This window comes from Spirosoma profusum (assembly GCF_014699005.1).
Classification (GTDB): domain Bacteria; phylum Bacteroidota; class Bacteroidia; order Cytophagales; family Spirosomataceae; genus Spirosoma; species Spirosoma profusum.
Genome location: NZ_JACWZY010000004.1, coordinates 108,757 through 121,410 on the forward strand (window position 1 = coordinate 108,757; position 12,654 = coordinate 121,410).

Annotated in this window: 10 protein-coding genes; 4 read left to right on the plus strand and 6 right to left on the minus strand. The window is 48.5% G+C overall.

Annotated features, from left to right (window positions below):
- Positions 1 to 90: 90 nt before the first annotated feature.
- The 3 genes from eutC to eat all read right to left on the minus strand — a co-directional run bounded on the left by eutC (position 91) and on the right by eat (position 3,643).
- On the minus strand, positions 91 to 882 hold the full coding sequence (gene eutC, locus IC229_RS06870) for an ethanolamine ammonia-lyase subunit EutC (protein ID WP_190886209.1): 792 nt from the start codon (positions 880 to 882) through the stop codon (positions 91 to 93).
- Positions 879 to 2,261: an ethanolamine ammonia-lyase subunit EutB gene (locus tag IC229_RS06875; RefSeq protein WP_190886210.1), complete on the minus strand. Its 1,383-nt coding sequence runs from the start codon at positions 2,259 to 2,261 to the stop codon at positions 879 to 881. Before IC229_RS06875 ends, eutC begins: the two co-directional genes overlap by 4 nt.
- A gap of 77 nt (positions 2,262 to 2,338) precedes the next feature.
- Positions 2,339 to 3,643: an ethanolamine permease gene (eat, locus tag IC229_RS06880; RefSeq protein WP_190886211.1), complete on the minus strand. Its 1,305-nt coding sequence runs from the start codon at positions 3,641 to 3,643 to the stop codon at positions 2,339 to 2,341.
- A gap of 220 nt (positions 3,644 to 3,863) precedes the next feature.
- On the opposite strand from eat, the gene IC229_RS06885 reads away from it, so the two are divergent.
- Positions 3,864 to 6,317 carry a helix-turn-helix domain-containing protein gene (locus IC229_RS06885; protein ID WP_190886212.1) on the plus strand — a complete coding sequence of 818 codons (2,454 nt, stop codon included), beginning with the start codon at positions 3,864 to 3,866 and terminating at the stop codon, positions 6,315 to 6,317.
- 104 nt (positions 6,318 to 6,421) lie between these two features.
- Here the strand turns inward: IC229_RS06885 and IC229_RS06890 are convergent, their stop codons facing one another.
- Together IC229_RS06890 and fabG are read right to left on the minus strand one after the other, a co-directional pair.
- Positions 6,422 to 8,542 carry a VWA domain-containing protein gene (locus tag IC229_RS06890; protein ID WP_190886213.1) on the minus strand — a complete coding sequence of 707 codons (2,121 nt, stop codon included), beginning with the start codon at positions 8,540 to 8,542 and terminating at the stop codon, positions 6,422 to 6,424.
- A gap of 94 nt (positions 8,543 to 8,636) precedes the next feature.
- A complete protein-coding gene (gene fabG, locus IC229_RS06895) occupies positions 8,637 to 9,383 on the minus strand; it encodes a 3-oxoacyl-[acyl-carrier-protein] reductase (RefSeq protein WP_190886214.1) in 747 nt (248 codons plus the stop codon).
- Between the two features lie 205 nt (positions 9,384 to 9,588).
- Here fabG and IC229_RS06900 point away from each other — a divergent pair, with 205 nt between their 5' ends.
- From IC229_RS06900 to IC229_RS06910, 3 genes are read left to right on the plus strand one after another with little or no spacing between them, the layout of a single operon-like run.
- Entirely contained in the window at positions 9,589 to 10,338 is a 750-nt protein-coding gene (locus IC229_RS06900; protein WP_190886215.1) for a phosphatidylinositol-specific phospholipase C/glycerophosphodiester phosphodiesterase family protein, read from the plus strand.
- Positions 10,339 to 10,383: 45 nt separating this feature from the next.
- A complete protein-coding gene (locus IC229_RS06905; RefSeq protein ID WP_190886216.1) occupies positions 10,384 to 11,076 on the plus strand; it encodes a hypothetical protein in 693 nt (230 codons plus the stop codon).
- 27 nt (positions 11,077 to 11,103) lie between these two features.
- Positions 11,104 to 12,126 (plus strand): serine hydrolase domain-containing protein, encoded by a 1,023-nt coding sequence (locus IC229_RS06910; RefSeq protein WP_190886217.1) that lies wholly within the window; start codon positions 11,104 to 11,106, stop codon positions 12,124 to 12,126.
- Between the two features lie 92 nt (positions 12,127 to 12,218).
- Here IC229_RS06910 and IC229_RS06915 read toward each other — a convergent pair whose 3' ends face one another.
- The gene (locus IC229_RS06915) at positions 12,219 to 12,605 is read right to left on the minus strand and encodes a putative quinol monooxygenase (protein ID WP_190886218.1); all 387 of its coding nucleotides are present in this window, start codon (positions 12,603 to 12,605) and stop codon (positions 12,219 to 12,221) included.
- Between the last annotated feature and the right edge of the window lie 49 nt (positions 12,606 to 12,654).

The window sequence follows — 12,654 nt, forward strand, 5'->3', positions numbered from 1 at the left end:
CCAAGCCGTCCGGCAATTCCGACAGCCAGAGCCTGTCGGGGCCTAACGCGAACTTTTAACGTATCGTTCGAGAAAATGTGTTCCGCTACGTCATGCTTCTTCAATTTCGCGATACGTATCGGCTCCGTCCAACCCGTCGTCTTCTTTCAGGGCAATACCGGTTAGTTGAAGTCGAAAGGCAGCCTGAATCAAGTGCATAATTTTATCGGCAGCCTGACTCGGTTTAAGGCCTTCTTCCCGAATATTCGATATGCAGTTTCGGCGTTCGTCGGTAAGGCCCGATTTAGGTGCATACGTAAGATAAGCCCCCAGGCTATCGAACGAGCTGAGGCCCGGACGTTCGCCGATGAGTATCACCGCCAGTTTGGGACGTAACAAATCGCCGATGGCATCTGTAATGGCTACCCGCCCCTGTTCTACCAGCAAAATCGGCGCGAGTGAATAACTAGCCAATTGCGCTTTTTCAATCAGACGACGTACCACCAAACCAGCGTTACGCATCACGGCAGTTGCCGATAAACCGTCGGCCACAATGATGCAAATATCAGCAGATGGGCTTTGTAATTGGTTAAGTAATTTAACGGACGTATCGTCCAACCGTCGGCCGAAGTCTGGGCGTTGCAGATAAATGTCACGCGATGAAGCCTGACTATGCAGTACGTGAATCGGCAAACCGGCCGGCGCTAGTTTGGCCTGTAAATCATCTATTTGCAGTTGCGAATAAACAGCATCTTTAGCGTGAGCATGAGCCAGCTTAAACGCCAGCGATTCCTTGAGCGGAACTGAAACACCCGTTTTTCCCAAAGCAATTCGAGCTTTCGTATACGTCCGAAGTGAGGCCCATTCGTCGGGTTCTACACCTGATTTTTGAGGCTCGTTCATGCCGGAAGTAACGCTGTGTATAATTTTTTGGCCGCTCCGCCCGACAATCGGTTTCCCTGGTTGTCGATAATCCCCTGCCGAACCAGCCATTCTTCAAATTCAGGGGCAGAACGAAGTCCAAGAGCTCTTCGTACATACAGGGCATCGTGAAAAGACGTTGACTGATAGTTGAGCATGATATCATCAGCGCCAGGAACGCCCATAATGAAGTTGACACCAGCCACACCTAACAGTGTTAGCAACGTATCCATATCGTCCTGATCGGCCTGCGCGTGGTTGGTATAGCAGATGTCCATGCCCATTGGCAACCCCATTAATTTTCCACAGAAATGATCTTCCAGCCCAGCCCGAATAATCTGCTTGCCATCGAATAAATATTCCGGCCCAATAAATCCAACGACTGAATTCACCAGAAAGGGCTTAAACTGACGGGCAACCGCATAGGCGCGAACTTCGCAGGTTTGTTGGTCGACGCCGTGGTGGGCATTGGCCGATAACGCACTCCCCTGCCCCGTTTCAAAATACATCAGATTCTGACCGAGCGTCCCACGTTTTAGCGAAAGTCCGGCTTCGTACGCTTCCTGCAACAGCGAACAGGTTATCCCAAAACTCGCATTGGCTTTCTCTGTCCCGGCAATGGACTGAAAAACAAGGTCGACCGGCATCTGTCGTTCCATCAATTGCAACGTAGTGGTAATATGACTCAGTACGCAACTTTGGGTAGGAATGGCAAAACGTTCGCGCAAATCATTCAGCATGAGGAGCAGTCGCGACGTAGCAGCGGGGCTATCGGTGGCTGGATTGATACCAATCATAGCGTCGCCACTGCCATACAGCAGTCCGTCGATAACGCTGGCCGCAATTCCCTTCGCTTCGTCGGTGGGATGGTTGGGTTGCAGACGTACCGACAGGTGGCCGCGCAACCCCTGCGTATTCCGAAACCGGGTCACCACTTCGCACTTTTTCGCAACCAGAATTAAGTCCTGATTCCGCATCAGTTTCGAAACAGCCGCTACCATTTCGGGCGTAAGGCCAGGCGATACTTGCCGCAGTCGTTCAGACGTAGCATGGTCGCTCAGCAGCCAGTCACGGAGTTCGCCAACTGTAAATGACTTGACGGGTGAAAAGGCCGCTACGTCGTGCGTATCAATAATCAGGCGGGTTACTTCGTCGGTTTCGTAGGGGATAACGGCTTCATTCAGAAACGTAGTGAGTGGTACGTCGGCCAGTGCCATTTGAGCAGCCACCCGTTCCTCGTAACTATGCGCCGTAATCCCCGCCAACGTATCGCCCGAACGTAGCGGACTCGCTTTCGCCAGCAACTGCTTAAGGTCATCGAAGCGATACGTAAAACCACCGACTGTGAATAAATGAGCCATAGTTTTTATATGTATGAGATAGGATGTATGAAGCATAGATTAGACGTAGCATTTTTAAATACAGCATACCCCATACTTCATATATCTTTCTTCCTGTACCATCTTGCTCCCAGAAAAACGCCCATTACAACAACTAATCCCCCGAAGAAGAGAAGACTCAGATTGCTATAAAAATAAATCATCGCGGCCAGTGCTACAACGGCAATCAGTAGTGCAACCGCCGGAAAAACTGGGTAAAAAGGCGCTCTAAACGAACGAGGCAAAGCGGGCTGTATTTTCCGTAGCTGAAATAACGACAGCATACTGATGATATAAACGACAACAGCGCCAATCGTAGAAAGAATTACCAACTTACTGGTATCCAGCAATGCCAGTGCCCCGATGCCAAACAAGGCTCCAACCAGCAACGCCCAAACCGGCACCTGTCTACTACTATTTACCACTGATAATCCCCGTGGTAAATAACCCTCTCTGGCCAGCGCAAAAATCTGCCGGGAATAGCTGATAATGATCCCATGAAACGACGCAATCAGGCCAAACAGACCAACGCTGGTAAAAAATTTCGTCAGTGGATTTTGACGACCTAACACAATAGCAATCGCTTCGGGCATGGGATAATCGAGGTGATCGAGGTTTTCCCAGTGCGTAATACCCCCCACGCTAATCATCACCGTTATGGCTAGGAAAGCCAGCGTCAACACGGCTGATATATAGCCTTTTGCAATGGCGTTTTTACTATCTTCCACTTCCTCAGCTACCATTGCAATGCCTTCGAGACAGACAAACAGCCAGATGGCAAATGGCAAGGCCGCAAAAACGCCCGACCAGCCAAACGGCATTGGATTGTGCAGGAACGTATCGAGGCTGGTATGTGGATAAACAACGCCGATGAAAAGCAGCAATTCCCCAATAGCAATAATGGTCATAATCAACGAAAACCAGGCTGCTTCCTTGATTCCCAGTAGATTAATACCTGTGAACACCACAAACGCTCCCACCGAACACCACATTACCGGCACCGATGGGTACAGAAAGTGAATATAACTTCCCAGTGCCAGCGCGATGGCGGGCGTAGCAAATAAAAACTCAATTAACGTAGCATAACCAGCTACCAGCGCTCCTACTGGCCCAAACGCCCGGAACGCATACGCAAATGGCCCACCTGCATTCGGGATGGCCGTTGTTAGTTCCGTAAAGCTGAAAATGAACGTGATGTAGAGCACCGTAATGAGCAGAGCCGCCATCAGAAGTCCTACGCTACCTGCAACACCCCAGCCGTAGTTCCAGCCGAAATACTCACCTGATATTACCAGACCAACGCCGATGGCCCAGAGGTGAACGGGACCCAATGCTTTTTTGAGTACGGGAGATTTATCCGCCATGAAATCAGGAAGTTATCGACAGGTGGTACGTTCTGGTCAAAAATACAAGCAATACGTTGTTAAAATGGCTGGATATAGACGTTAAATCTTGAGAAATTTGTTACGTTGATAAATCATCTCAAAAAACGAGCCCAATCAACGTAAAGCTACTCGTTAGTAGCTCCGACATGTAAATTATTTACACGAAAATGCTTACATTTGACCCTTTGTACGCCTTATCATGATTGCCCCCGTCAACGAAAAACTTGAACTTGCTCATCAGTTTGTACTCCACACCAACCGAAACATTTTCCTGACCGGCAAAGCGGGCACAGGCAAAACTACGTTTCTGCACCAGGTTAAACAGATAAGCGCCAAACGACTGGCGGTCGTGGCCCCCACGGGCGTAGCAGCCATTAACGCCGGAGGTGTCACGATTCACTCATTATTTCAACTTCCTTTCGGTCCACTGGTTCCAGGTTCGACGCTACGTGAAAGCCGCAAGTTTAACAAAGAGAAAATACGACTCCTACGTACGCTCGACCTGCTGATCATCGACGAAATCAGCATGGTTCGGGCCGACGTGCTTGATGGAATTGATGAAGTGCTACGTCGGTATCGAAACAACGGACAGCCTTTTGGTGGCGTGCAACTGCTGCTCATTGGCGACATGCAGCAATTACCCCCCGTTATTCGGGATGAAGAGTGGTCGTTGCTGAAACCACACTACGAAACGGGTTATTTTTTCGGGAGCAAAGCGCTACGTCAAATCCCTTACATATCGATCGAGCTGACCCATATTTACCGCCAGGCCGATGCACGATTTATCAGTCTGCTCAATAGCATCCGTGAAAAAACGGTCACGCGCGATCAGTTGGCCGACCTCAACCAGCGCCATATTCCCAATTTTGCGCCCCACGATAAAGAAGGTTACATTACGCTTTCGACGCACAATACTACTGCACAGCAAATCAACAGCAACAAACTTGCTGGTCTCCCAACTGGTTTACACACGTTCGAAGCCATTGTGGAAGGTGATTTCCCGACCAGCATTTACCCAACGGAAGCTAGTCTGGAACTGAAAGTTGGAGCGCAGGTTATGTTCATCAAAAATGACATCACCCGCGAAAAACGGTACTACAACGGCAAAATCGGACAGATAGTCGACATCGACGATGACATTATCTACGTCCAGTGTGGTGACAACGAAGACGTAATTGATGTACTTCCCGTTGACTGGACAAACTTGAAGTACACGCTAGATCCGGCTACCAAAGAAATTAAGGCTGAAGCAATTGGTACGTTCCGACAGTTTCCGCTTAAGCTTGCCTGGGCCATTACGATTCATAAAAGCCAGGGCTTAACCTTCGAAAAAGCAATTATTGATGCGTCGGCGGCTTTCGCGCATGGGCAGGTATACGTAGCGTTGAGCCGTTGCAAAACACTCGACGGCCTGGTGCTACGTTCACCGATTCCATCGCACAGTATCAAAACCGAGCAGACGCTGGAGGATTTTCACGACGAAGTACAACAGCAAACACCCACCGAGCAGCACCTGCGCGACTCTCGACGTAGCAATCAGCAGGTACTACTTCAGGAGCTATTTTCGTTCGAACGTGCCAGTTCACTAACGTATCGTTGCCGCCGTGTCGTGAATGAACATACGAATAGTTTAGATGCTGAATGTTTCCCTATCCTTACTGAGTTACGTGATTTGTTGCAGAATAAAGCCCGCAATGTAACGAATCGTTTTCAGCAGCAACTACCTGTTTATTTCGAAGAAGAGACGTTACCCGAAGAAAACGATACGTTACAAGAGCGAATTCGTAAGGCAACTGCTTATTTCCAGGCAGTGCTCGGTGACGAACTCCTACCCCTCCTCCACCGCTGTCCTACCGACTCCGACAACAAGCAGGTGCGCGAATCACTGCTGGAAGTGCTGGATGAACTGGAAAAAGAGTTGTTCGTAAAACTTCGCTCGTTTGAGAGCTGCCGGGATGGTTTTGACGCATTGTCTTATTTAAAAGCCCGTAACCACGCCGAATTAGACTTCCAGCCCGAACGTAAAAAACTTGAAAAAGAGGCAGCTACAACCACAGACAGCCCCGGTCGCGGAGGGTTATATGGCGCGTTAATGAAATGGCGTAACGATCTGGCGGGCGAACATGATACGTCGGGATACATGGTACTGCCCCAGAAAACCATCGCCGAACTGGCAAAACTTCGACCTACTACCCTTGATGAACTTTTGGCCATTAAAGGTTTTGGTAAAACAAAAGTGAAGCAGATTGGCCAGGACGTATTGGCCGTCATTAAAGACTTCCTTGAACGGCCGAAACCCACGAAAGAAACAAAAGAGAAGAAGGTAAAAGAACCGAAAGAAGCCAAAATTCCGTCTACTACGCAGACATTAGCGCTATTTCAGGCGGGTAAAACCATTGCCGAAATTGCTACCGAGCGCGGTTTCGCGGTTTCGACCATCGAAGGCCATCTGGCACAGTGCATTGGTCAGGGTGAATTATCCGTTGAAGCTGTTTTACCACCCGAGCGAATAAAACTCATTCGCTCCCACCTCGAAACGGCTCCATCTACTACGTTCACTGAACTCATTCAGACTATTGGCAACGGCGTTACGTACAGCGAAATCCGTTTTGTCAATAGCGCGATACGGGCGGAGTTGGGAGAGGCTGAATAAAAGTTGTGACGCAGCGATGCCCGGAGGGTAAAGGAGATTCACAGAGAAAAATAAAACCTTTGTGAATCTCCTTTACCCTCCGGGCATCGCTGCGTCACAACACCTTAATATCCACCATAAAACTTCCTTAACCCCCACTCAACTGATGCCAGTGTGAGCACGAGGAAAAAGAGCCAGCGCCAGTTGATTAGCTCGTTCATTTCTTCGGTGCTGGTCAGGCGTGCCGGGTGCGGGCGAGAACCCAGATTACGTACCAGATCATCAATACGATTGGCGGTGTAAAACTGGCCGCCTGATTGTTGCGCCAATTGACGTAGCATTCCGTGGTCGGCGGTGGTGTTGATGGCTTCGAGCTGGAGATCACGTACCACAAACTGCCCCGCCGACTGTTCGGAACGGTTGTTTACATTTGCCGTAGCCCTGAACCGATATGCGCCCTGAGGCAGTCGGCTGATTTCGAATCGACGATTAGCCGCAGTGGGTGTATAATTGAAAGAACGAGTTACGCCTTTTTCATCACTGATTTCCAGACGAACGGGTTTGTCGAATACTTCTTCGTAAATGTCATTGTACATTTCCGTTTCGAAGATCACCTTCTCACCGGCCACAAACTCATTTCGAATCGGATACACGCGAAGTTTCCGGCGGTCTTCCTTTACCGAAATCAACTGAATTACTTTCTGAAGCAACTCATCGACCACTTCCTGCTTATCAGTCAGCGCGTATTCTTCGAGTCGCCAACCCCAGAGTCCTTCCCCGGCCAGCACTGCCGTTTTTCGGGGACTTGTTACGTTCAGGGCTAGCAATGGCTTGGTAGTACGTACGCTACCAACTTGCTGCCATAGCACCACTTCACTGCCCGGTTGAAGTCTAAATTCGCCGTAAGGAGCCAACAGGGGCGGCAATTTGGAAAGAATATCGAGCTTAGCCGCATCCAGATTCAACTGCTTAAACTCCGGGTTGAATACGCCCGTTACTTTATCACTCTGATTCGCCTGAGCGGCAATTTGTAATACCGAATTCGACGTATTGAACGGCCCCAGCGCCGACTGGTTGCCCAGCACGAACAACGTTGGCGTATTTCTGACTAAATATTTCTGAACCAATTGATTGCCGACTCCACCATTATCCGGAATCTGGTGCAGAATAAGCAAATCGTACACTTTGTCGGGAAGTGGAGGTGCTTCGGCAGGAGTGCCTGTTAGAATACGGATATCGAGTTCGTAGTTCTGGTTTCGTTCCAGAATATTGCGGATGGCTTTTATATCGGGATGCGGGGCCAGCGCCAGCAAAAGCACTTTTTCTTTTCCATCAATTACGTCCAGATAGACGTCCTGCCGGTTGTTACGTGTGCTGAACTCGCCCGGTTGCGGCAACACTTCCACTACATAGTGCTGTACGCCTTTTTGCGTGGCCGTTGTCGTAAACGTGACCTGGTTGAATGTATCGCTCTTGCCAAAACTGATCGACTGTCGCCCTAATTCACGACCGTTCTGGCGAAGTACCACCGTAGCGCTACGTCCCTGAAAGCCGTTGCTGACAATTTCGGCCTGCACCGGAAACTGGTTACCGAGGTACGCAATTCGGTTCGCTATCACACCACGAAGCTGCACATCACGTTTCGCAACGGTATCACCCAACCCCACGGTCTGTACCGTAAATGGATACTGCCCAAAGGTTGGCGAAAGCCCCTGATTGAAAATTCCATCCGAAACCAGTACTACGTCGGTCAGGTTACGCCCTTCATAATCAGAGCGAATACGCGACAAAAGGCCCGACAAATCAGTGGTACGTTGAGTGAATGGAATCTGCGTGAGGTCGCTTTCGGTAACGGTATCGCCAAACGTACGCACGGCTACGTCCAATCCTTTATCGGCCAATTGCTGACGTAACGTTTGCAAACCCGTCAGAGCCTGATTCAGCGCCGGTCGACCGGCAGCGGCTACCGACTCGGAGTTATCGACGGCCAATACCACTTTCGGCTTTTCGGTCAGTGTGCGCAGGCTGCGAATGAGGGGATTTAACAGCAGAAAACACAGAAAGCTGACGATGACAAACCGTAATGCTGCCAATCCATACGTAGTTCGCTTATCGAACCCACCCACGGTTGTAGACCCGCCCGCCATCAGCCGCGGCAAGGGTTGATACATAGCAAAAGCGTACGCGGCACCAACCAGCAGGCACACCAGAATCCACCAGGGAGAGGTCTGAAAGATGAAATTCATGAAAAGTCGTTAGTATTCGTCAGTCAATAGTGGTTAGTCGTCAGCCGCAATAACACTTTGCTATTGACTAACGACTGATAACTAACGACTAGTATTAAGTTAACATTCCCCCATCCACTTGCAGCACCTGACCGGTGATGTAGCGCGAAAGGTCAGAAGCCAGAAAAACGGCACAATCAGCCACCTCGTCGGGCTGGCCACCCCGTTTCATGGGAATCTGTTGTTTCCAGTCTTCGAGGGCTTTCTCGTTGATTTCGCCCGTCATTTCCGTTTCGATAAAACCCGGCGCAATGGCGTTGGAGCGAATATTTCTCGACCCCAGTTCCAACGCAACCGACTTGGTAAATCCGATAATTCCCGCTTTCGAAGCCGCATAGTTGGCCTGTCCGGCGTTACCCCGAATACCGACCACCGACGTCAGATTAATGATTGACCCGGCCTTAGCTTTCATCATGGGTTTGATGGCGGCTTTGGTGAGGTTGAAGACTGATTTTAAATTAACGGTAATAACGCTGTCCCATTGTTCTTCGGACATCCGCATCAGCAGACCATCTTTCGTAATACCAGCATTATTAATCAATACGTCGAGTTTGCCGAAATCAGCAATTACCTGATTAATAAGCTCTTCAGCAGCCTGGAAGTCTGACGCATCGGAACGGTAACCTTTCACCTGACCACCAAACGTCCGAAGTTCTTCTTCCAATGCCTGCCCTTTTTCAACGCTCGACAGATAAGTAAAGGCAACTGTGGCACCCTCCTTTGCAAATTTCTGAGCCATAGCCCGGCCAATTCCGCGCGAGGCACCTGTAATTAAAGCAACTTTTCCCTGTAGTAAACCCATTTCAATGAATAAGTGAAATTAATAATGAATACTGTCATAAAAGGGTAAAGAACACGGCTGCTAGGCATTATTCATCATCCATTATACAGTATTCATTCGTAGCAGGTCAAAATTAGTGCTTTGGTCGGAAACGGCAAGGTGCCATCCGGGTTTTGGTTTCGTGAATAAGCTACGTTACTTTGTCAAAAATTAGTTGCCTACCGACATGCGCTACTACCTACTCTCTACCTTACTGTGGTTTACTTTGTCAAACAGCCTGGCGCAGAAAATCCACGCCCATAATGATTACGAAAAACCACGGCCTTTGCTGACTGCCTACGAACAACGGGCCGATTATATCGAAGCCGACGTCTGGCTTCAGAATGGCAAGCTGGTAGTCTCGCACGAACAGCCAAAAGCCGGCGCGCCAACGCTCGACTCACTTTATCTGAAACCTATTGCTGCTTTTTTTAAGCAATATAAAGATCGGCCCAGTCAGGAACGTGATTATACCTTTTCGCTGGTCGTCGACATTAAAGATAATCCGACTGATGTTCTGCCGAAACTCCTTGCCCTGTTACAGGAAAACCTGCCTTCCTTTAACCGAGCGGCTAATCTGAGGGCCATACAGGTCGTCATTAGTGGCAACCGGCCTAAAATTCCGGTTTATTTCGATTATCCGCTACTACAATTTGATGGACGGCCGAGCGAAGTTTACGATGAAGAAACACTTCAGCATATCGCACTCATTAGCGACAATTTTCGGTTATATTCACAGTGGAATGGAGAAGGAGAAATGTCGGATGTCGACAAGGAAAAGCTAAAACGCGTTATCAAACGGGCACATAGCGACAAAAAACCAATTCGATTCTGGGGCATTCCCGATACGCCCAACGCCTGGAAACAACTCAAAAAGTTGGGCGTTGACGTACTGAACACCGATAAAGTAGTCGAATGTGTGGAGGCTATGCGCTAACGTAACACCCGGACGTCGCTCAGCACGAACGTAACATCTGAATTAATGTCAGCGAAGAATTTTTACCAGACGCTTTACCAAACTGATCAGCTTTTCCGAATCGCCGACGAATCGTGGGGAATCGAAGTCGTTGACGACGTAGCACCCGCCACTACGTCCGTTTCTTCCGACTTACCCGGCGATCTGGAAGCCATCGCTCTCAACGTAGCACCCGTTACGTCGGAACCCGTTCACGTTACGTTGGTTTCTGACGTAGCAGTTACCGCCGAGCCAGCCGCAACGGTTTCAACCAACGTACCGGAACCCCTGCCCGAACCCGCACCTCGCCCGGTTGTTCCGTCGATTTTGCCGCCCATTCAACCCAAGCCCCGGATGCCGCAACTGAATCATAAAGTATTGTTGCTGGCCGACGAAGAACTGGACCCGAGCAACCTGCTCTTTCTGGAAAAAATCCTAAAAGCCGTCAATCTCAATATCGAAGGGGTCGACCTATTGAATTTGCATGGCGTGAAGGATATCAATTTTGCCGAACTGCTACGTGGCAAATACATCAACCATTTCATTACGTTCGGCGTCCCCTTCGAACGGCTTCATCTCGATATCATGATGGACCGTTATTCGCCGGTACGTTTCGAGGGCATTACGTTCCTGATGGCCGATTCACTGCCGACTATCGAAGCCGACCAGAATCTCAAAAAGCGGCTCTGGGGCGCGTTACAGCGTATTTTCCTTCGGTAGAAACTACATTTGTAGAAATGAATTCATATGCATATCCCCAAAAACGTACTTATCTACACTACTATTCTTTGTCTTTTTTTGGCATTCGCACAGGCACAACAAACAGGCACAAAAAAATCACAAATAGAAACTTATCTGTTAAATGCTAACCAGAATGGTTTGTTCAATGGTAATGTGCTGGTCATTGAAAACGGGGAAATTCTTTTTCGTAAATCCATAGGTTTCGCAGATGCGAGCAAGCAAGTTCCTCTGACGCCAGAATACCGGTTTCACATTGGTTCAATTGCAAAGGAATTTGATGCAGTGGGCGTCATGATGCTTGTAGAGCAGAGCAAACTGTCGCTCGATGACAAATTAGCCACGTTTTTCCCTGATTTACCTGAATGGTCGAAACTGATCAGCGTTCGTAACCTCCTGCAATACACCAGTGGTTTGCCAGAAATAAAGTATCAGACAGTGCATAATGATGCGGATAACTGGAAAGATTTGATGACGCTCAGGCAGTTAGACTTTGCCCCGGGTAGCCAATACGCTTACAACAACAACAATACGTTCCTGCGTCGGAAGCTGATCGAAAAGGTTAGTGGAGTGAGTTTTAAAGAGTTTGCGGAGCAAACGATGCTGAAAAAAGTCGGTATTAAAAACGGTATCGCTGACCCTACGGATGCTGATCCGCTCATGGCCAAATCCTTCAACAACGACTTTAAACAGGATAAACTACAAGCGCCAATCTCTGGCTGGACCTGCGTCAATCTGGATGATTTATATAAATGGTCGGAAAGTATCAATGCATTCACCCTGATCAGTCCCAAGTCGACAAAATTTATTCTGACGCCTTTTATGCCTGATAAACAGGCTGGACTAGGCAAAGGAACGATGGAGAATGAGCGGGTTCTTACCCACATACACGATGGAGCAGCGTTACGTTATCAGGCACTTCTGATGGTAGATAATTCCAAACGAAGAACGATTATTCTACTCACCAACCAGAAACACGATAACGTTTACGATCTGGGCAACGGTATTACAGCAATTTTGGATAAGCCTTAATTGGATGTAAGCTATGGTTTTGGTTAGGTATTAATCTCCAGTACGTCAACTGTAAGCATCTGACGTTGAGGACTATGAATGTACCAGTCTACTTATTTTATCTTCATTCCAGGTACTAGAGGCACAGTATCGACTAGTTCAAGAGCTTGGACCATATCCTTGGTCGTCGTTTTATATTTTAGAAAATGCGGTGTCTGGATGTGCGCTTTGTAGGCAGCAGTATCTGCGTAAATCTCCAGAATTGTGATGTGTGTCGGTTTCTCTTTCTCCGAAACCGCATATAACGTTAATACACCTGGCTCAACCCGCACAGACGTTTCAATTTCTTCTTTAAGCGCAGTTTTATAGCTTTCCAACTGTTTCGGATCGATCTGGAGTTTTGCCAGACGTACCATTTGCTTTTTTTGTTGGGCAGTCGCCTTGTCGCAGCAAAAAAAAGTCAGTATTGCGATAACAGAAATAAAAAATTTAGTCACCATTCGTCAGGTATTCAGTTCCAGAAATACACGCTTAACTAAGATATCTCAT